The sequence below is a fragment of the Streptomyces sp. NPDC058872 genome (assembly GCF_042743065.1).
Classification (GTDB): Bacteria; Actinomycetota; Actinomycetes; order Streptomycetales; family Streptomycetaceae; genus Streptomyces.
Genome location: NZ_JBHYMK010000041.1, coordinates 44,042 through 64,422, shown reverse-complemented (window position 1 = coordinate 64,422; position 20,381 = coordinate 44,042). Strand labels below are relative to the sequence as shown.

The window sequence follows — 20,381 nt, the reverse complement described above, 5'->3', positions numbered from 1 at the left end:
GGCGATCGGCTCGACCGGCGTCGTCTGCACCTCCCCCGCTCCCGCAGGCCCGGCGGCTCCCCACCGCGGCAATTCGATGGCGCGCACGAAGCAGTGCGGTCACCCTGGTCCAGTGGCAGAACCCAAGCATCAGATCCGAGCCCTGCACACGGACTCCACGGTCACCGTCTACCAGGCGTACTCGCCGGCCATCGGTCGGGCGGCGGCCCTGGACGGCCGTTTCCCGGCAGCGTGGCGACGGGACCGGATGACGTGGATCAAGCCGTCGTTCCTGTGGATGATGTACCGCTGCGGGTGGGGCACCAAGGAAGGCCAGGAGCACGTCCTCGCCGTCGAGATCGCCCGGGAAGGATTCGAGTGGGCCCTGCAACACGCCTGTCTGTCCCACTACGCGCACGGCCTCCACACCGACCGCAGCACCTGGAAGCGCCAACTGAAGCGGGCTCCTGCCCGTGTGCAATGGGACCCCGAACGCGACCTGCACCTCCAACCCCTTCCCCACCGATCGCTCCAGCTCGGCCTCGTCGGTGAAGCCGCACGGCTCTACGCCGACGAGTGGACCGTGACCATCACCGACGTCACACCGCTGGCTCGCGCGATCCACACCCGCGTACGGGGCGGAGAGCTGGATGCCGCCCGACGGCTCCTGCCGGATGAGCGCCCCTACCCCGTGAGCGATGAGGTGGTGGCCCACCTGCACCGCCGGGCGTGACCACCGCAGGAGAACGCCTCGTACCGACTTGGCGCTCCGGATCCACGGTCCGGCATCCTGCTTCCGCTCGACTCGGGAAGGCGGTTCACCACGGCGTCCTCCGTCATCGGCACGCTCCCTGCGGACGGCAGCACCGTCTGGGCCGGCTGCGGAGCCGGCGCCGCCCCGGTGCCCCTTCGGTCGATCCGCAGCAACGGCCGCCTAGCGCCTCCTGCGGCGGACCCTCCGCAGGAACAGGCCGGCCGCTGCGCCGACGAGCGAGATCCCGGCCAGAGCGGCCACCGGCCACCAGGCCGTACCGTCACCACCGTCACCACCGTCGGCAGCGGTGCTCGGCGAGGCCGAAGGGCTCGCGGGCGAGGGCGTGGCGGAGACCCGGGTCGGTGCGACGGAAGGGGCGGTGGACACCGGGGTCGGCCCGGTGGGGGGCGTTGCGGTGCCGGGCGGAACCGGATCGACCACCGGAACGGCGACCTCGCGCTCTCCGTGGCCGAGAGAGGGGAACCCCACGTCGACGGTGACCTTCCAGGTACCGGGCGGAAGGACTTCGGCAGTGCTCCAGCCGCTCCGGGTACCGGGATCGCGGACCAACCGCCAGGGGCCCATGGAGCGGGAGCCGTCAGGGCTGGTCGCATTCACCGTGGCGGCGACCGCCTCCTCGACGGCGTCCCCGTCGTCCTCCCAGGTGATCTCCGTGGTGACGTGGCCGTCCCGCTGCCCGGTCACCTCCACCCGGACGGTGTCCCCGTGGGCTTGGGCGACCGGCGGGGCGACGAGGAACCAGGCGAGGAACACGAGCAGGAAGACGAAGGACGTGGACGTTCGGGAAGCAGGGCGTGCGCGCATGGACGGGTGCTCCAGGTGCGTGAGGTGCGGTGGGAACGAGGTGCGGCGGGAAGACACCTCGGAGGGTCGAGGCGTCGGTGGACGGCCGCGCTCGGCGACCGCCCTCCGACGCCTGACCGGTGAGGGGGCCGGGGCACGTCGTCCCCGGCCCGGAGAGCTGCGTCAGGAGAGCTTCTGGAGCGTCCACGCCTGTGTGGCACGGCCGTCCGCGCGCTGCAGGTCGAGCAGCCAACTCCCGTAGTACGGACGGTTGCTCACCGTCAGGGCGTAGGCGCCGCTCGGGTCGTTCACCGCGGTCGCTCCGCCGCGACGGGACAGTTTCCACTTCTGTGTGGTGGAGTTGCCGCAGGGCTGTTGGGCGACCCACATGCCCGCGGCGGGAGCACCACCCGTCTGCAGACACTTCCCGGAAACCGCCGAGCGGATCCGGACGAGCCCGCCGCCCGCGTCGTCGAACAGCCACTGCTGCTGGGCGTATCCATTGGCCCGTGCGCCCACGAGCACCGTCCCGTTGGCGATGCGCCCGCCCCACACTTCGGCAGCCATGCCGGTGCCCGCGTTGCCGAGGGTGTAGCGGCTGCCGGGAACGGTCGTGCCGCCGCCCGCGTCGAGGGTACGGAAGGAAGCGGTCGGTCCGGCTCCGCTGTCACGACCGGACCGGTCGCGCACCGAGACCGCAACCTTGTACGCGGTGCCGGGGCGGAGGTTGTAGACGCGCAGGGCCTGGGACTGGGTCCAGGTCAGGTGCCTGCCGTTCAAGAGCACCTGGTACCAGGCGGCACCCTCGACCTTCGGCCAGCTCATCACGGCTGCCGTGGACTGCACTTGACTGACCGTCACCGCAGGTCCACCGGTCGGCGTCGGGGTGGGGGTCGGGGTCGGGGTGCGAGTGGGCGTCGGGGTCGGGGTCGGGGTCGGCGTGGGGTCGGGGTCGGGCTTGCTGCCGCCCTTGGATCGCATCAGGAACTGGTTGTCGGCGATGTTCCAGTGCGTGGCCAGATAGCTGCCGGCCTTGGGGCTGGTGTGGAAGTAGTCGTCGTGGTTGCAGTCCAGTATGTTCTCGGCCGCCCTGTTGGAGCACACGTAGCGCATCGTGGGGTAGTACGGGGAGTCCGAGTAGCACATGACGTCGTACTCGTCCGTGCAGTGTGCGCCGCGACTGGTGTGGGGCGCGCTGTTGTTGACCGCGCCGAGGTTGTGGCCGAGCTCGTGGGCGGCGGTGTGACCGCCCCAGCAGCCGGCGTCGGTGCGCCCGTAGGAGGGGCCGAAGTTGCTCTGGTTGTTCTGTCCCGGCCGTTCGTCGCCGGCGAACGTACCGATGCCGCAGTAGACCTTGGCGTCCGCGAAGATCATGTACTTGCGGTCGCGCCGATCGAGGCCCTTGCCCGCGAGCGCCCTGTTGGTCGCACCGAACTCGGAGAGCGCGGAGTCCGGGAGTTCGATGTTGAGCACGGTGGGCGTGCAGTCCGCCGTGGTCACATAGCGGATGTGCCGTACGCCGCCCGTTTCCTCGGCGCTCGCCGAGTAGATGAGGTCGGCGTCGGCGGCCCACTTGCGGAACGAGGCGACGTACTCGGCGTACCGGTCGCGGCCGGGGCCGTGCACGTACACGACCTGTACGCGATTGCCCGTGCTGCCGTCGCCGTCACACTGCACGACCTGACCTGCGGGGCCTGCGGCAACGGCCTGGGTGCCGGACGAGGCGGCCGGCTCCGGGGCCGCGGCGGCCGCGGAACCGGCACCGTCCGCGTCGGCAACGGGCACGTCCTGGGGGCGTTCGCCCCCCTCTTCGGTGACCGGGGCCCCGGACGCGGGCTTCGCCGGGTCGACCGCGGGGAGCTTGGCGGCCACGACGGGAGCCACGTCCGCCTTGATGTCCACGCCCTTGGGCGGGGCGTCGGGCCCATGGGTGCACAGCCCCGCATCGGTGCGGTAGACGCCCGTGCAACGGTCGGTCCGGGAAGCCGCCTTGAGGCCGTCGTAGACCATGCCGCGCCGGGTGTCGTTGGCGGGCTCACCGACGAGGGGCTCCGGCTCCTCGTCCCTGGCCGGGGTGACGGCGGGCACGGGAGCGGCAGTCGGCGAGGAGCCGGCCTGCACGGGCGTGAACGCCTCCGTGCGCGTTCCCGGATGAGCGCCGTCCCCCATTCCTGCGTAGGCGATGCCTCCCGCGACCACCGCCGCTGACGCCACGGCAGCGGTGACGAGCATCAATCCCTTGCGCTTGCGCCGGTGTTCGCGCTTCTTGCGATGTCTAGTCATGCGCACCTCAAATCCTTGGTCGGAGGAGTGGGTGCGCGGAAGCCTGCCAGACCCGCACGGGGAAGAATTCGGGCAAACAGGAATAGCCGTTGAGATACCTGACCGTTACCTTCCCGCCAAATCTAATGAACTGTCAATTCCTTTAAAGAAAAGGCTAGTTGAGCTAGTCGACCCTGAATGGTACGTACCTTGCACGAGATCTCGTTATTGAATCGAGATACAGCGAGTGGGCGTATTGACACTAATTCAGTAAAGCATTCACCTAATTGCTACTTCTCGAATTCCCCCCGTCACCAGCCGTAAGGAATCCTTCGCTCCTGCAACGGAGTGGGCCACTCGGCCGCACCATGCGCCCACCAGTGGCCGATCCCGCCGTCTCCACGCCCCGTTCGCTCCGAGCCCTTCAGCCCCCGCACGTGCCGGCGATCCCCCCACCCACGGGGAAACAGGGCGAAGGTTCTCTGATGCGCCACCAGGAGGAGGAACTCCCCCAACCCGACGGCGAGCTCCGGACTCGGGACATCGAACTCCGGCTTGTCTACGAGGCGTGCGGGGAGAGAGCTCGCCTTCCCCGACGTCCGGCGCCTCGCTTCGTCCCGCAGGCGCCCCTGGGAAAAGACCGCGGACCCTGCACCGGATGGGTCCAGGGCCCGCTCGCTCTGAGGAAGGCGCAAGCCCCACTCCCGCCCCGGCTGGTGCGCAGCGTCCCCCAGGGGGAGACTCTGTACGGCGATGCCTTCGACCGAGGTCACGGCCCTCGTGCGTGCGCTCCTGGCCGTCGGCCCGGCGCACCGTGACGTACCGGACGCAAGGAGCCCCGGTGGCCGTCATCGTTGTCGAAGGGCGCCGCCTCCTCCGTCCGGCGGGCAGGACCCGCGGGTCCTGCCCGCTCCTTCCTTTCTCCCGCAGAGGGTGTGAGCAGTGGACCTGACAGTCAATGGAACGGCGCGGCAGGTGCAGAGCCCGCCGGACGACGGTGCGATTCGGCTCCTGCGGGAGACCCTGGGGCTCACCGGGACGAAACTGGTCTGTGGCGCCGGGGTGTGCGGGGCGTGCACGGTCCTGGTCGACGGCGTCCCGAAGGTGGCCTGCTTGACGCCGGCGGCAGCGCTGGAGGGCAAGAGCGTCACCACGGTGGAGGGCCTGGAGGGCAACCATCCCGTGCAGCGGGCGTTCGCCGCCCACGACGCACTGCAATGCGGCTACTGCACGCCCGGGTTCGTGGTGGAGGCCTCCTGCTTCGTGGACCGGTGGCGAGCCGAGCACGGCGACGCCCCGCCGTCACGGGACGAGATCGCCGCCGCCCTGGCGGGACACCTGTGTCGCTGTGGTGCCTACGAAAACGTCTACGCGGCCGTCACCGCGGCGTGCACGGGGGCGCACGACCAGGAGGACGCCCCGCCCCCGCGCGTCGAAGCGATGCAGAAGATCACCGGCGGGGCCCTCTACACGACGGACCTTCACCCGGACGGCCTCCTGGAGGGCGTTCTCGTCCGCTCGCGGCACGCCCATGCCCGTGTCAGGTCCTTGACCGGTGGCGACCGGGTGGTCGATCTGCTGCCCGAAGACCGCACCGTCCGCTACGTGGGCCAGCCGATCGCGGCCGTCGCCGCCGAGACCCTCGGCGCCGCACGGGCCGCCGCGGAGCAGGTCCTCGTGGACTACGAGGTCCTGCCGGCCGTGGTCGAGCTCCGCCGGGCCGGGGCGCCCGAGAGTCCGGTGGTCCACGTCACTCGAAAGGACCGCCAGCGGGCGCCCCATTCTTCCGAGGGCTCCGTGACGCGCGCCCCGTGGAACGGCAACGTGCGGGGCCCGGCCCAGCTGAACTGGCGGGGCGGTCGTGCCGTCAAGAGGATCCTGCAGGCCCGCGCGGTGGGCGACCGGCGCCTGGTGGAAGCCGCCTTCACGGCCGAGCCCCAGGTCCACACGCCACTGGAGCCACATGCCTGCCTGGCGTCGTGGGACGGCGACGGCGACCTCCACCTCTGGGTCTCCACCCAAGCGGTGGGAGCCGTCGCCGAGCAGGCGGCCGAACGATTCGGCCTGCCGCCGGAACGCGTGCACGCCTCCGCCGTACACGTCGGCGGGGGATTCGGCTCGAAGCTCGGCATGACCAGCGAGGTGGTCGCCGCCGCGGAACTGGCCCGGCTGCACTCCGCCCCCGTCCGCATCGTGTTGAGCCGGGCGGAAGAACTCACCGACGGCGGCCACCGGCCCGGCACCCACGCCCGCATTGCCATGCTCACCGACGAACGAGGCGAGCTCTCGGCGCTCGCGCTCGACGTGCGGGGAGACGGTGGCGTGTCCATCGGGTCGAGCGTGGCCTCGCTGGCGAAGTTCATCTACGGGCACGCTCCGCGGCGGCTCCGTGACTACGACATCGTCACCCACCGCCCTCCCGCGGCTCCCTTCCGGGGGCCCGGCGGACCGCCGCTCGCCTGGGCCCTCGAACAGACCGTGGACGAGACCGCCCACCGTCTGGGCGAGGACCCCATCGCGCTGCGCCTCCGCTGGGACGGCAACGCCAAACGGCGCGCCCTGTACGAAGCGGCAGCGGAGTTGCCGTTGTGGACCGGCCGGCCGGCCGTCGGCTCGCAGACCGGTCGCTTCCGGCGCGGCGTGGGCGTCGCCGCCGCCAACTGGATGTACTTCCTCGACAAGGGCACACGGGTCGAACTCACCGTCGAGGAAGGCGTGGTGGTCGCCCGCACCGCCACCCAGGACATGGGCCAGGGGTCGCGCTCCGTCATCGCCGACGTGATCGCCACCGAGCTGGATCTGCCCCCGCACCTGGTCCGGGTGGACATCGGCCACGGCGCATCCGTCCACGGTCCCACCTCGGGAGGCAGCAGGACCACCGCGTCCATCGGGCCGGCCGCCCTCGACGCCGCCGAGCGCCTGCGCTCTGCGCTGACCGCCAGGACGACGGGGCGAGGAAGCCGGGAAATCCAGGAGCTCCTCGCCGAGGCCGAAGGCGTTCGCGTCGTCGGCAGGCGCCCGCGGGACCGCCGTGGCTACGTCACGCCCGTGGGGCTCAACCACCTGACGCTCGGCAGGGGCTTCACCGGCGCCGTCCACGTCACCGAGGTCGAGGTCGACACGCGGCTCGGCCGGACGCGCGTCACACGCGTCTGGGGCGGAATCGCCGTGGGCCGCATCCAGGCGCGCTCCCTCGCCGTCAGCCAGTGCCAGGGTGCCATCGTCCAGGGCATCGGCTACGCCCTGTACGAGGAACGCATCACCGATCCGTCGACGGGTGTCGTCCTGACGGACAACCTCGAGGACTACCGCATCCCCGGAATCGGCGACACCCCGGAGATCGAGATCCATTTCCACGAGGAGGGGTTCGATCACGTCATCGGTGGCGGGGTCGGCCTGGGAGAGGTCTCGACCCTGCCCGTCGCGGCGTCCATCGGCAACGCCGTTCACGCTGCCACCGGCTGGCGCCCCCCTCACCTGCCCATCCGCCCCGACCGCCTCCTGGAAGGGTTGCGCGCGTGAACCAGCCCCTCACCCTCAACGAGGCATCCGCCGCCGTCCTCGACGGCGGAGGAGAACTGCAGGCAGGCGGCACGGACACGACGGCCCGGCGGCACGCCGGAATCACCGCCCGCCCGACCGTGCAGATTCCGCTGCTGTCCGACCTCCACGGCATCACCCGCCGCGCCGACGGCACCACGCGGATCGGCGCGCTGACCACGGTCGCCGAGCTCAGCTCTCATCCCGAACTGATGGCGGACTACCCCGCGTTGCCCGAGACGGCAGGCGCCCTCGCCACGCCCCAGATCCGCAACGTCGGCACGCTCGGCGGCAACCTCCTTCAGCACAACCGCTGTTGGTACTACCGCAATCCCCACTTCCGTTGCCACCGCGACGGAGGGGACGCATGTCCTGCGCACGGCGGAGTGACCCTGCACGGCACCGTGGTTCCACAAGGGCCTTGCATCGCCCCCCACCCGTCGTCGATCGCCATCGCCCTGCTCGGCTACGACGCCGACGTCGAGGTCCATGAACTCGGGACCGTGGGCGTCGCCGATCTGTACGGCGACGGATCGGACCCCACCCGCGACCACCTGCTCGCACCGCACCAGATCCTCACGGCCGTCACCCTGCCGGCTCCGCTCGCCGGTGAGCATGCGGCCTACAACCGGGCCATCAGCCGCGCCAAGGCGGAATGGCCGCTCGTCGAAGCCGTGGCCCGCGCGGCGATGTCCGACGGCCTCGTGAGGGCGGTGGCGGTCGCGGCCGGCGGCATCGCCCACACCCCCCTGCGACTGCCGGAAGTCGAAGGGGTGCTGCTCGGACGAGAGCCCACGCCCGAGCTGCTGCTCGCCGCGGCGACCGCGGCCACCGAGCGCTGTGCACAGGGGGAAGGGACCCGATTCAAGGTGGACCTGCTCCGTGACATCGTTCTCGACGTGCTGGAGGGGACGATCCCGACCGAGGCCTGACACGGACGGCACGTTCGGGGCGTACGGGTCCGCCGGTCGGCGCACCGCTTGACACTGCACTTATCGTTTATCGATAATATCGATAAACGATAAGTGCAGTGAGCAGGGGGAATCATGGGCGCCAAGTTCCGGTGGAGCCAGACCGACGGTCGACTGCTGGAAGCGGGGCTGGGCCTGGCCCTCGCACTGGTCGGCATCTTCGGGATACTCCTCCCGGCCCTCGGGGTGGCCGGCCTCATGGATCCGGTGGACACCCGCGAGGTCGCATCCAAGACGGCGACCCAGGTGCCGGGAACAACGGTCGACGCGGCGACGGGCTCCGGCATGGCCCCCACCGGGACCCATCGGGTGGACCTCGCCTTCCTCTCCCCCGATCTGGGCCAGCGCCTGCTGCTCGCCCTGCCGGAGGTCATCGGCAGCCTGCTCCTGCTCCTCATCCTGACGCTCCTCTTCACGATGGCCCGGACCCTGCGCGACGGTGACGTCTTCGTGCCGGCGAACGCCCGGCGCCTGAGCATCATCGGGCTCACGGTGCTGGCGCAGTCCCTCCTCACTCCGATGCTTCCGGCGCTCACCACAGAACTGCTGGTGAGCGGTACCCCGATGGCCGAAGAGGTCCCGTTCTCCGCCACCTTCACCGGCGGGCACGTACTGTTGGCCCTCCTCGTCCTGGCCCTGGGAGAAGTCTTCCGTCGCGGCACGAAGCTGCGCGCCGACACCGAGGGGCTGGTCTGATGCCACCAGAAGAGGAACACCGGGTCCAGGTCCACCTCGACCGACTGCTGGCCGAGCGCGGCATGACCCTGTCCGAACTGGCCACCAGGGTCGGGGTGACGGTGGTGAACCTCTCCGTCCTCAAGAACGACCGCGCGAAGGCGATCCGCTTCTCCACGCTCACCGCGATCTGCCGCGAACTGAACTGCCAACCCGGCGAGCTGCTCAGCATCCGCGAAGACCGATGACGCCGCCCGCCCGGCCGGCCGGATCGTCGGGCCGGCGCCGTCGACCGTGCGTCAGGTGCCGGTGCCCTGCCGGGGAACGCCGTCGGGAGACGCGGTCGGCGCAAGGAGGCGCCGCCGGAAGAGGTCGAGGACCTCGTCGAGTGCCCGGCGGGTGGGTTGGCCGGGTTCGTCGATGAGGTGCTCGGTCAGGACGGAGTGGGGTGGCAGCAGACCGTCGGGGTTCGCCGCGCCGTCGTCGAGCTCCACCCCCACGAAGGCGTCGCCCAACTGCTCCCGCAGGTGGGCGAAGCGCGCTCCGGGAGCGAGACGGTCGCCGCGGAAGCGCAGACCGAGGACCGTCAGGCCCTCGGCACAACGCTTCCGGACGGTCCGCAGGTCCTCGGGCGACACGTCGATCGAGCGGCGGTTGCGGTCCGTCACGGCGAGCGGGAGGGACGGCTGGCAGAGCACGGGCGCGAGGAGCCGGTCGTCCGTCGCCATGGCCAGGGCGAAACCTCCGGTCAGACACATCCCCAGGGCGCCGACGCCCGGACCGCCGCACCGGGTGTGCTCATGGGCGGCCAGGGCGCGGAGCCAGTCCACGATCGGGGAGGTGCGGCCCACGGCCAGCAGGGTGAACTCCCTGCTGACACAGACCCGGACGGCGGCCCGCAGACCGGTGCCCGCGGCCCCCGTCCACCCGTGCGCCTTCGGATCGGGATCACGACCGGCGACGCCGAAGAGGTCGGGCAGGACGACGGAGCAGCCGATGTCACGGACCTGTCGCGCGAACCGGGCGACCTTCGGGGTGATGCCCGGAATCTCGGCCAAGATGATCACGGCCGGGCCGGTGCCGGAGCGCAACACCCGGTGAGTACGGCCGCCGTGCGCGAACCGTTCGCGGGTGAAGTCCGACAGGGGATCGTCGGGCACGTGTCCTCCAGTTCCCGGAAGGGGATCACCGCCCGTGCGGGCACGCCGGCACGCCACACGTTACCCGCGGGTAGCGTCTCTTGCACCCCCTTCGCGCGCCCCGGTTCATCCCACCGCCGCCGCCCGGCCCCCTCGCGCGGCGGCCGGGGCGCGGCGCGGTCACGGGCGCCGCGCGCCTCGGTCGGGCCGGCGCGGACTTCACACCGCCGGGAGGACGATCTCCCTCTTCAGGATCTTGCCGCTCGGTCCCAGCGGCAGCTCGTCCACGAGCAGCACGTGGCGCGGGTACTTGTAGGCCGCCACCCGCTCCTTGACGTACTCCCGCAGTTCGTCGCCCGAGGCCTGCGCGGCGGGGCGGAGCACGACCACGGCCGCGACCTGCTCGCCCAGTTCGGGGTGCGGGACGCCGACGACGGCGGCCAGGGCGACGGCCGGGTGCTCGTGCAGCACCTCCTCGATCTCGCGCGGGTAGACGTTGTAGCCGCCACGGATGATCATGTCCTTCTTGCGGTCGACGACGTACAGGTAGCCGTCCTCGTCGGCGCGGGCGAGGTCGCCGGTGCGGAGCCAGCCGTCGGGGATGGTGGCCGCCGTCTCCTCGGGGCGGTTCCAGTAGCCCTTCATCACGTTGGGTCCCCGGACGGCCAGCTCGCCGATCTCGCCGGGGGTCACGTCCCGGCCCTCCTCGTCCAGGAGGCGCACCGCCACGTCCCGGATGGGGGTGCCGATGGAGCCGGCCTTGCGCGGCTTGTCGGGGTGGTTGAAGGTGACCACCGGGCTGGTCTCGGACATGCCGAAGCCTTCCAGGACGGGGCAGCCGAAGCGCCGCTCGAAGCCGTGCAGGATCTCCACCGGCAGCGAGGCCCCGCCGGAGATGCACATCCGCAGCGTCGACAGGTCCGCGTCCGACGGGTGCTGGAGCAGCGCCGCGTACATCGTCGGCACGCCTTCGAAGACGGTCGCCCGCTCGCGGGCGATGGCGTCGAGGACGGCCCCCGGCTCGAACCGCGGGATCATCACGAGCGAGGCGCCGCTGCGGACGGCCGCGCTCATGGTGCAGATCTGTCCGAAGATGTGGAACAGCGGCAGACAGCCCACCACCACGTCGTCCGGCGTCATCCGCTGGATCTCGACGCTGTTGACCTCGGTGTTGTGCCGCAGGCCGGCGTGGGTGAGGACGGCGCCCTTGGGCCGGCCGGTGGTGCCGGAGGTGTACAGCAGGACGGCCGTGTCCTCGCCGCCCGTGTCGGCGACCCCGGGCAGCGGCTCGCACGCGGCCAACATCGCGGCGAACCCGGCGGGTTCGACGGTGGTGTGCGGCACTCCCGCGGCGGCGGCCCCCTGCGCGCCCTCCCCAGGCGCCTGGTGCCACTCGAAGAGCCGTGCCGCGCCGGAGTCGGCGAGGTGGTACTCGGTCTCCCGGGTCTTCAAGAGCGGGTTCATCGGAACCACGACCGCTCCGGCGCGCAGGATTCCGTAGTACAGGAAGACGAACTCGGGAACGTTCGGCAGCATCAGGGCCACCCGGTCACCCGGTCGCACGCCCTGGGACCGGAGCAGGGCTGCCGCTCGGGCGGAGCCTTCGTCCAGCTCCGCGTAGGTGATGACCCGCTCCCCCAGTCGCAGCGCGGGGCGCTCCGGCTGCCTCTGCGCCGTCTCCACGAGGAATCCCGCCAGATTGACCATGACCGCCTCCGCCACACGAAATCGCCGACTGTTTACACCGCCGACATCTTGCAGTCGTGCGGGGACCCGACCTATGGCCGAGAGGACAGCGTTCACACCCCCGTTTTGTTCCTGGTGACAAAACGGTCGGGATACGGTGCGGCCATGAGCATTTCGGGTGTGACAACGGCGCTCCGTGCAAGGCTTCCCGAGTTGGCCGAGAAAATGGCCTTGCGCATCCGCTCCGAGGTCGATGCGTACGAGGACGAGTCGCTCATCTCCCTGGACTCGCTGCGGCGCTCCTGCCTCGCCAACGCGGACCGCCTGCTGACGCACCTCCACGGCGAAGGCGCCCCGGAGGCGGAGGCGGCCCGGGAGACCGGGCGGGCCCGCGCGGAGCAGGGCGTCCCACTGGCGGACACGCTGCGCGCCTACCGCATCGGCTCGGAGCTGTTGTGGACGGAGATCCTCGCGGAGGCGCGTACGCACCCCGAAGTCTCGAACGACCTGCTGGTCTCGGAGTCCGCGAAGTTCTGGGCGCTGTTCGGCCTGTACGCCGAGGCGGTGGCAGTGGCCTACCGGGAGACGGCGGCCGAATTGACCTCGCAGGGACAGGCCAGGCGCTCGGCCTTGGTGGAGGCGTTGTTCACCGGCATCATCACCGACCGCACCATGTGGGAAGCCGCCCGTGAACTGGGGCTGCCCGAACACGGTCCGTACGCCGTTGCCGTCGCGGAGGCCGGCGCTCCGGGCGAGGAGCCGCTCGCGGGCGCGGAGGCGGCCTTGCGCCGGGCGGAGCTCCCTTCCGCTTGGAGACTGCTGCCCGACCAGCAGCTCGCCCTGATCGCACTGCCCCATGCGGCTGCGGAGAGCACGTGCTTGCGCATCCTGCGGCGCGGTCGCGCCCGGGTGGGATTCAGCCCGTGCTTCGGGTCGCTGCAGAACGCACCCCAGGCGCTGCGTTTTGCCCGTCTGGCCCTGGCCGGGCTGCCGGGTGCCGGGCCGGGGGTGGCGCGGTTCGACGACGACCCCTTGGCCATGGTCGTCGCCGCGGCGCCGGCCGAGGCCGCCCACTTGGTGGAGGTGACCCTCCAGCCGGTGCTTGACCTACCGGCTGCGGAACGGTCCCGGCTCCTGAGGACCTTGGAGCACTGGTTCGCTTCCGGAGGCTCGGCCGCAACCGCAGCCCAGGGCCTGTTCGTCCATCCCAACACCGTCCGCTATCGACTCCGGCGCATCGAGGAACTGACGGGCCGGTTCCTCTCCGATCCGCGGACGGCGGCGGACATCGGTGCGGCGCTCCTGGCGGTCCGCAGTCCCGGGAAGGGAACCGGCGGTCGGGCGGTGGGCGGAGCGGGCGACGGCCGCTGAGGCCGCACCCGAGCGCTTGCCCCACGGGCAGCCGCACGGTGTCGTCGTCCCCCACGGTCCGGACGGTCGGAGCAGAAGACGCCCGACCGGCGCCACGGGGCACCGGGGGCCTTGGCACGCGTGGCCGGGTTGCGGAGGACGGGCGGGACACAAACGATGACATCGGGCGTTGACGCCCGAGGCGGGGGCAGCCGTGGCCGTCGAGGCCACGGAACAGGACACTTGCGCGCTCCCGACACGGAGAGATACATGACCGAGCCCCCTTCCCCGATCACGCCTCGTCTCGAACCGGCCGCGCAGGAGCTGTGCGACGCGACCGACCCGCATCCCCGGATCTACGAGGTCCCGCCCGAGAAGGGACGCGAGATCCTCCTCGGCCTGCAGCTGGACCCGAGCGTGCCCAGGCCCGAGGTCGACGAGGAGTGGGTCGACGTCGACACCGGCGCGTGGGGCACCGTCCGCACCCGCATCATCCGCCCGAAGGGCGTCACCGGCCCCCTGCCCGTCGTCTTCTACATCCACGGCGCCGGCTGGGTCTTCGGCGACGACCGGACCCACGACCGGATCTTCCGCGAACTCACCGTCGGAGCGGGCGCCGCAGGCGTCTTCCCCGTCTACGACCGCGCACCCGAGGCGAAGTACCCCACCCAAGTGGAGCAGAACTACGCCGTCGGCCAATGGGTCATGAAGCACGGCGCCGAACACGGCCTCGACGCCTCCCGCGTCGCCGTCACCGGCGAATCCGTCGGCGGCTGCATGTCCACCGTCTTCGCCCTGATGAACAAGGAACGCGGCGGCATCGACCTCAAGGCACAGGTCCTGCTCTACCCGGTGACCGACGCCGACTTCGACACCCCCTCCTACCTCCAGTTCGCCGAGGGCTACTTCCTCACCCGCGACGGCATGAAGTGGTTCTGGGACGCCTACACCACCGACCCCGCCCAACGCGCCGAGCACCACGCCTCCCCGCTGCGGGCGAGCCTGGACCAACTCAAGGGACTCCCCACCACCCTCGTGATCACCGACGAGGCCGACGTCCTGCGCGACGAGGGCGAGCAGTACGCGAACAAGCTCCGCGAGGCCGGCGTGGACGTCACCTCCGTCCGCGTCCAGGGCATGGTGCACGACTTCCTCCTCCTCGACAGCCTCCGCGACACCCGCGCCGCCAACGTCGCACGCCACCTCGCCATCGAGGCCCTCAGGACCGCGCTCCACGACGACTGACACACCCGTCGCGCCCCGCTGCGCACGAATCCCACGGGTCCGGGCCCGCCGGCGCCACCACGGCGCGGGCGGGCCCGGCTCTTCTCCCGGTGGAACGGTCCGCAGGCGCACCCCTGCGGCGCCGTGCACGCCCCCCATGTTTACATCGCTTACTTCGATGTCCTAATGTGAGGACTGTACACATCGTGAGGACTCGAAGGAGAAGGGAAAACGGGATGACCAGCGAACTGTTCTCGCCCCTGCTGCTGCGCTCCGGGCAGGAACTGAAGAACCGGACCGCGAAGGCGGCGATGGAGGAGAACATGGCCGCCGACGGCCAACTCCCCGGCGAGCGGTTGATCGCCTTGTACCGGCACTGGGCCGCCGGCGGCACCGGCCTGCTGATCACCGGCAACGTGATGGTCCACGCCGAGGCCCTGACCGGACCCGCCGGCGTCGTGCTCGACGAGCACGCGCCCCTGGAGCCTTTCATCGAGTGGGCGGAGGCCGGCAAGTCAGGTGGCGGAGCGATCTGGATGCAGATCAACCACCCCGGACGCCAGGTGGCCTCCGACATGCCCGGTGTCGTGTGGGGCCCGACCGACATCGGTGTCAGCCTGGGCAAGCACAGCAGCCGCTTCGGCCGCCCCACCGCCATGACGCCGCAGCAGATTCACGAGACCGTGGAACGGTACGCGGTAACCGCCCGCCGTGCCGAGGAAGCCGGTTTCGACGGCGTCGAGATCCATGCCGCCCACGGCTACCTCCTGTCACAGTTCCTCTCCCCGCTGGTCAACAAGCGCACTGACGAGTGGGGCGGTTCGCTGGAAAACCGGGCCCGGATGCTACTGGACGTCGTCCGCGCCGTCCGCGCCGCCGTTTCCTCCTCCTTCGCGGTCGCCGTCAAGCTCAACTCCGCCGACTTCCAGCGCGGCGGCTTCGACGCCGACGACGCACGCCAGGTCATCGAGATGCTCGAACCCCTCGGCGTCGACCTGGTCGAACTCTCCGGCGGCAGCTACGAAAGCCCCGCCATGACCGGCCGCCCCGCCGACGACCGCACCCAAGCCCGCGAGGCCTACTTCCTCGACCTCGCCAAGGACCTCGTCAAGACCAGCCCGCTCCCCCTCATGCTCACCGGCGGCATCACCCGCCGCGCCACCGCGGAGAAGGTCCTCGACAGCGGCGTGGCGGTCCTCGGCATGGGCACCGCCCTCGCCGTCACCCCGGACCTGCCCGCACGCTGGCGCCGGGGCCGCGAGGCCGACGCCGTCATGCGGCCGGTGACCTGGTCCGACAAGGCCCTCGCCTCCGCCGCGAGCATGGCCCAGGTCCGCCACCAGATGCGGCGTCTCGCCCACGGGCGCACCCCCAGGCCCGGCACCCACCCGGCCCTCGCCCTGATCTCCGAGTACCGCAGGCAGCGCCGGGCCCTGCGCTCCTACCGCGCCTGGCTGACCACGACACGGGCCGCACGGGCCCGAGGGTGACGCCGACGGCGCCCCGATCGGCTTCCACGCCCCTTTGAGACGCCGCCTCGCCCCGGGCCCCACCGTCGACGGACCGGTCGACACCCGCACGGAACCGAGGGGGGCCTTCCCTCCGGGCGATCCGGTCACGGCCGCACGACCGGCCGTCCCGGCCCTCCTCCCGTCCCGATCGTTTAGGGTGTACGCGCCGTTCACATCGGAGTTGCGGTGTGCACATCGCACACACACGGAGAGCGAGCGTGAGCCATGCCACGGACCGGTGGGTACCACCACGGTGATCTGCGGGCCGCCTGCCTGCGGGCAGCGCGGGAGCTGCTGGAGGAGGACGGCAGCGCGGGCCTGTCGCTGCGCGCGGTCGCGCGCCGGGCCGGGGTGTCGGCGACCGCCCCCTACCGCCACTACGCGGACCGCGAAGCGCTCGTCTCCGCGGTCGCCGCCGAGGGCTACCGCGAGCTCGCCGCACACCTGACGGCAGCCCACCCCGCCCCGTCGGCCCCGGACGACCTGGCCGCCGTCGCCGTCGCCTACGTCAGGTTCGCCCTCGATCACCCCGCGCTGTTCCGCGCGATGTTCGCAGAGCCCTGCGACCCGACCAGCGAAGAACGCGTCGCCGCGACGGAAGCCATCTCCCAGTACGTCCAGGGCACCGTCCGTGACGCCTTCCCCGGCGTCGAAGACACCGGGGCGCTGTCGATCACCGTCTGGGCACTCGTCCACGGCCTGGCGTTCCTGCACCTCGACGGCAAGCTCGACGCCTCCACCCCCGAGGCCGTCGCCCAACAGGTCCGCGCCTCCGTGTTCGCCCTGTTCGCCGCCGCCCCCGCGCTCAAGGAGGCGATCACGGCGGACCGTACCGCGTAGCCCTGCGAACCGGCGGACGTCTTCCTTGCCTGTTCTGCCGCCCTCCCCATCACCCTGACGGCCACCGAGCGGCAACGGCTGAAGAAGGCGGCCCACGGCCACAGGACTCCGCATCAGGCCGGGGTCCGGTCACGGACCGTGCTCATGGCGAGCCGGGCAGCACCAGTCCTGGATCTTCATCCGGGACCCGTACTTCCGTGCCAAGGCCGAGCGCGCCCTCGACCCATGCGCCCGAACCTACGATCTGCTGGCCCGGCTCGACCGACACACAACCGCCGACCGGCGCCAAGAAACCCCCATCGCCCTGGCAGCCTGATCTACCCTCAAAGGACTTCCGAAAGCGATCGGTTAGTCAGCTGCGGCCTCGTCCGCGATGGGGAGCACGAGCACCGACGGCTGGTGGAGCGAGATCCGAACTGGTGTGAGGTGGTGAGCCGTTGCCGTGGGTTCGCCGGTTCCGGTGTTGCGGGCGAAGCGCGGGTGGGCTCCACGGGCCGCGGACGTCGACCGGCTCGGTGAGCGGCGGCGTGGTGAAGGTCAGCACGTCGTTCCGCGCCTCGACCGGATGTTTGTCCGCCTGTACGGGCTTCACTGGTCCCCACCCGGCTCAGCTGCGGAACGACACGAACCGGTCCGTCCCAAGGCCCCGAGAAGGAGCCCGGGGCCGGGGGCCGGGCCGGGGCTGCCACAGCATGGACCTGCATGCCCCTTCAGACACGTCCCCGTACGGCAGGACAGTGGCCTGACGGCGGGTGGACCGCGCGTTCCCGACGCAACCGGTCGTCCGTCAGACCTGGTCGACGAGGGTGTGGACCGCAGCAGTCGCCGTCCGCTCGACGAGCGCGATGCCCGCTTCCCGGGTGGGCTGACCGTCGGTGAGGACGACCACGAGCATGGAGCGTCCCGCGTATTCGACGATGCCGATGCTGTTCACGACCCACAGCCCCGTCGTCTCGCGAGGCAGCCAGCCGTTCTTGAGGACGGGTACGGAGGTGGGTGAACCCGCGGCGCCCACGCCCCAGTCCTGGCCGGCGGTGACGTCGCTCATGAGGGAGCGCAGGTACGCCCGGGAGGTGGTGGACAACGGCGAGTCATCCTCGAAGACGGCCTTCAGGAGGGCCAGCTGGTCATGAACCGTGGTTTGTGTGAGCCCCCACGGGCCGCGCTGTCCGGCATGGGCCGCAGTGAGTCCGAGTCGTGCGTTGGCCGCGTCCAGACCCTGGCGCCTTCCTATGCACACCCAGAGTTCCTGCGCCGCGTCGTTGTCGCTGAAGCGGATCATACGGGAGGCGAGTTGCTCCTGAGCCTCGGTGAGCGACGTTCCGCGATCCTGCTTCTGCAGCAACAACGCGGCCAGGATGTCGACTTTGATGATGCTGGCCGAGGCGAAGGCCTCCGTGGACGCGCCGTGTGTGAAGGTGCGCCCCGAACTCGGATCCACAACGGCGAGCGCGTACCGGCCTTCGAACGGCTTGAGCCCGTCGAGCGCTGCCCGCGCAGCATGCTCTGGGCCCTGCGCGTGTGCGGGGGGCGACCGGAGGGGCACCGTGGGAATGGCCTTCGACGGAGAAACGGATGGGGGCACATGGCGCGGCCGGGCGTGCGGAAACGCGTCATCGGCGATGCCCGGGGCGGGGAGGACGGTGTGGGCCATCACCGTGATGCCCAGGAGCAGGAGCAGGGTTAGGGACGTCTTCCTGTTCAACGGCGCACCTTTGTTCATGAGCATGCGGAAGGAAGCTCGGGACATGCGTGGAGGATTCGCCACCGGATGAACCGAGGGAAACGTGACGTGGTGCGCGGTGGTGCGCCGGAGCGCCCCGCTTGCCGGGCTATCCGCCGCAGGATTTGTCGATCTTCCCGTTCTCGTCGATCTCGACGGGAAAGGGGGATCCGTCACTGAGGGTGATGGTCCATCCGTGAGTGAGGGTTCCGGAGGCGGGGTTGGCAGCAACCCAGGAGGTGGGGGTGCGCGAGGAGCAGGTGCCGGCGGTCCCTTTCTGCCCGGCCCGCAGGCTCTGGCTCAAGAACCGTTCCGCGAGCCCGGCTCGTGCCGTGGAGTCGCCCGCCTTGGTGGCCGCCACCAATCCGCCGTAGAAGCCCGACACGGCGGGATCCGAACCCTTGCCCCCCGGCTGGGCAGCAGCGCAGGTCAGATCCGTCACCTTCCCCGAGGACGCGTCGAACTCCGGCATGGCAGTCCGCGTCACCTGCTCGGTCCCCCGGTACAGAAGGACCCTGCCCTGCACCAGAGCCCCGTCGACCTCGGCGCCGCACGTCACGCCACGGGAGTCGGTTCCCCAAATCCGCCGGTACGCCTTCTCGTCCGCGAACAGACCCGCCACCTCGGCGAGGTTCACCCCGTCGCGGGTCGCCGGGTCCTGATAGCGCACGGCGGCCAGGAACAGAGCGCCTGCCGTCTCCGCGGGGCCGGACGGCGGCTTGGAGGGCACCAGCTGGGGAGGGGCACTGGCGCTGGTCCCCGCGGTCGGCGAGGTCAGGGGCTGGACCGATGCCGCGCCGCGCTCGCGTCCCTCCTGTACGGCGAAGCCGGCGGCCAGGCCCATCGCCACCACCATCCCGGTCGCCGTCCCCGCCTGCAGGCGTCTGCGGCGGCGTCGCACCCTCCTCACGAGTTCCGCCGCGTCGTACGTACCGGGGCGATGCCGCACCGCGCGGTCGCGCATGGCCGTGGCCAGTTCTTCCTCAAGGTGGAATTCCTTCATGCCGCCCCTCCAGAGTGTGCGCCGAGCGTCTGCCGGCCGGCGGCCGAACGCAGCTTCGCCAGCCCTCTCGCCGCCTGCGACCTCACCGAGCTGGGTGAGATGTCCATCAGGGTGCCGATCTCCGCGTCGTCGAGATCCTCGAAGTAACGCAGGACCAGTACGGTCCGCATTTTGACCGGCAACGCATGCAGCGTCCGCATCAACTCGTCGCGGACATCGAGTTCCTTGTACGGGTCGGTGCTTCCGCCCCCGATGCCGTCGTCCAGGGGCACCTCCAGAGGTCCGCGCAGCTTTCGCCAGCGGTCATGGGCGAGGTTCACCAGGATCCGGCGCGCATACGCTTCCGGCGAATCGGCGGCCTGCACCCGGCGCCAGTGGCGGCACAGGCGTTCCAGCGTGGACTGCACCAGGTCGTCGGCCAGATGGCGCTCGCCGGTGAGCAGCAGTGCGGTCCGGAACAACATCGGCGAACGGGCCTCGACGAAAGCCGTGAAGGCGGGGACGTCAGCGTCTCGCATCAGCAGCCCCCACTCCATGTACGCCACACACCATTCCCGCCCCCCGTTTCGAAGCCCCGTGGCTTCCACATACGACCTGACGGGGGCGGTCCTCCCGTCGCTGCACGCGATCCGGAGCCGTGACCCAAACGTGATCTTGAAGGGGGTGCCCCGACTCTTCCACCGCCAGGATTCCGAGTGCCCGTTGATCAGGCCGGTGATCACCGCCCGGAGGAGAACCGGGCGACACCGGCGGTGCGCTTTGCCGCGCCGCCGACCGCCTGGCCGGCCGCCGACAGCTCGAACTGACCACACAGGGCCGGGTCACCGACCTCAGGGCAGAGAACTGGACGGAGCGGTACGCCTACGACGAGGCCGGCAACCAGACACACGCCTCCTGGCCCGGCGCAGGCGCGGCCGCAG

16 protein-coding genes are annotated in these 20,381 nt (G+C 71.0%); 9 read left to right on the top strand and 7 right to left on the bottom strand.

From position 1 onward, the window contains the following. Window positions 1-76 precede the first annotated feature (76 nt). Complete coding sequence (locus tag ACFW22_RS24310) at window positions 77-712, top strand: DUF4291 domain-containing protein (protein ID WP_386408282.1); 636 nt, start codon at window positions 77-79, stop codon at window positions 710-712. Window positions 713-913: 201 nt separating this feature from the next. On the opposite strand, the gene ACFW22_RS24305 is transcribed toward ACFW22_RS24310, so the two are convergent. After that, a complete protein-coding gene (locus tag ACFW22_RS24305; RefSeq protein ID WP_386408264.1) occupies window positions 914-1,558 on the bottom strand; it encodes a hypothetical protein in 645 nt (214 codons plus the stop codon). 162 nt (window positions 1,559-1,720) lie between these two features. Continuing rightward, entirely contained in the window at window positions 1,721-3,820 is a 2,100-nt protein-coding gene (locus tag ACFW22_RS24300; RefSeq protein ID WP_386408262.1) for an RICIN domain-containing protein, read from the bottom strand. A 921-nt stretch (window positions 3,821-4,741) separates the two neighbouring features. On the opposite strand from ACFW22_RS24300, the gene ACFW22_RS24295 reads away from it, so the two are divergent. From ACFW22_RS24295 to ACFW22_RS24280, 4 genes are all read left to right on the top strand, one after another. Then, window positions 4,742-7,321 carry a molybdopterin-dependent oxidoreductase gene (locus ACFW22_RS24295; protein ID WP_386408260.1) on the top strand — a complete coding sequence of 860 codons (2,580 nt, stop codon included), beginning with the start codon at window positions 4,742-4,744 and terminating at the stop codon, window positions 7,319-7,321. Continuing rightward, window positions 7,318-8,271, top strand: a complete 954-nt coding sequence (locus tag ACFW22_RS24290; protein WP_386408258.1) for an FAD binding domain-containing protein — start codon at window positions 7,318-7,320, stop codon at window positions 8,269-8,271. Before ACFW22_RS24295 ends, ACFW22_RS24290 begins: the two co-directional genes overlap by 4 nt. A gap of 114 nt (window positions 8,272-8,385) precedes the next feature. Continuing rightward, window positions 8,386-9,006 carry a DUF2975 domain-containing protein gene (locus tag ACFW22_RS24285; RefSeq protein ID WP_386408256.1) on the top strand — a complete coding sequence of 207 codons (621 nt, stop codon included), beginning with the start codon at window positions 8,386-8,388 and terminating at the stop codon, window positions 9,004-9,006. Then, window positions 9,006-9,233 carry a helix-turn-helix domain-containing protein gene (locus ACFW22_RS24280; RefSeq protein ID WP_386408254.1) on the top strand — a complete coding sequence of 76 codons (228 nt, stop codon included), beginning with the start codon at window positions 9,006-9,008 and terminating at the stop codon, window positions 9,231-9,233. Before ACFW22_RS24285 ends, ACFW22_RS24280 begins: the two co-directional genes overlap by 1 nt. 51 nt (window positions 9,234-9,284) lie before the next feature. Here the strand turns inward: ACFW22_RS24280 and ACFW22_RS24275 are convergent, their stop codons facing one another. Together ACFW22_RS24275 and ACFW22_RS24270 are read right to left on the bottom strand one after the other, a co-directional pair. Then, complete coding sequence (locus ACFW22_RS24275; protein WP_386408252.1) at window positions 9,285-10,145, bottom strand: dienelactone hydrolase family protein; 861 nt, start codon at window positions 10,143-10,145, stop codon at window positions 9,285-9,287. Between the two features lie 198 nt (window positions 10,146-10,343). After that, a complete protein-coding gene (locus ACFW22_RS24270) occupies window positions 10,344-11,831 on the bottom strand; it encodes a long-chain fatty acid--CoA ligase (RefSeq protein WP_386408250.1) in 1,488 nt (495 codons plus the stop codon). Window positions 11,832-11,975: 144 nt separating this feature from the next. Between ACFW22_RS24270 and ACFW22_RS24265 the strand changes: the two genes are divergently transcribed. The 4 genes from ACFW22_RS24265 to ACFW22_RS24250 all read left to right on the top strand — a co-directional run bounded on the left by ACFW22_RS24265 (window position 11,976) and on the right by ACFW22_RS24250 (window position 16,735). Beyond that, a complete protein-coding gene (locus ACFW22_RS24265; RefSeq protein ID WP_386408248.1) occupies window positions 11,976-13,181 on the top strand; it encodes a PucR family transcriptional regulator in 1,206 nt (401 codons plus the stop codon). Between the two features lie 249 nt (window positions 13,182-13,430). After that, window positions 13,431-14,405 (top strand): alpha/beta hydrolase, encoded by a 975-nt coding sequence (locus ACFW22_RS24260; RefSeq protein ID WP_386408246.1) that lies wholly within the window; start codon window positions 13,431-13,433, stop codon window positions 14,403-14,405. A 215-nt stretch (window positions 14,406-14,620) separates the two neighbouring features. Next, window positions 14,621-15,874 carry an NADH:flavin oxidoreductase/NADH oxidase family protein gene (locus tag ACFW22_RS24255; protein WP_386408244.1) on the top strand — a complete coding sequence of 418 codons (1,254 nt, stop codon included), beginning with the start codon at window positions 14,621-14,623 and terminating at the stop codon, window positions 15,872-15,874. 246 nt (window positions 15,875-16,120) lie between these two features. Further along, complete coding sequence (locus tag ACFW22_RS24250) at window positions 16,121-16,735, top strand: TetR/AcrR family transcriptional regulator (protein WP_386408242.1); 615 nt, start codon at window positions 16,121-16,123, stop codon at window positions 16,733-16,735. A gap of 787 nt (window positions 16,736-17,522) precedes the next feature. On the opposite strand, the gene ACFW22_RS24245 is transcribed toward ACFW22_RS24250, so the two are convergent. The 3 genes from ACFW22_RS24245 to ACFW22_RS24235 all read right to left on the bottom strand — a co-directional run bounded on the left by ACFW22_RS24245 (window position 17,523) and on the right by ACFW22_RS24235 (window position 19,997). Next, window positions 17,523-18,440 (bottom strand): serine hydrolase, encoded by a 918-nt coding sequence (locus ACFW22_RS24245; RefSeq protein WP_386408240.1) that lies wholly within the window; start codon window positions 18,438-18,440, stop codon window positions 17,523-17,525. 127 nt (window positions 18,441-18,567) lie between these two features. Further along, window positions 18,568-19,461: a hypothetical protein gene (locus tag ACFW22_RS24240; RefSeq protein ID WP_386408238.1), complete on the bottom strand. Its 894-nt coding sequence runs from the start codon at window positions 19,459-19,461 to the stop codon at window positions 18,568-18,570. Next, window positions 19,458-19,997 carry a SigE family RNA polymerase sigma factor gene (locus ACFW22_RS24235; protein ID WP_386408280.1) on the bottom strand — a complete coding sequence of 180 codons (540 nt, stop codon included), beginning with the start codon at window positions 19,995-19,997 and terminating at the stop codon, window positions 19,458-19,460. The genes ACFW22_RS24240 and ACFW22_RS24235 overlap by 4 nt, the downstream gene beginning before the upstream one ends. Window positions 19,998-20,381: the final 384 nt, after the last annotated feature.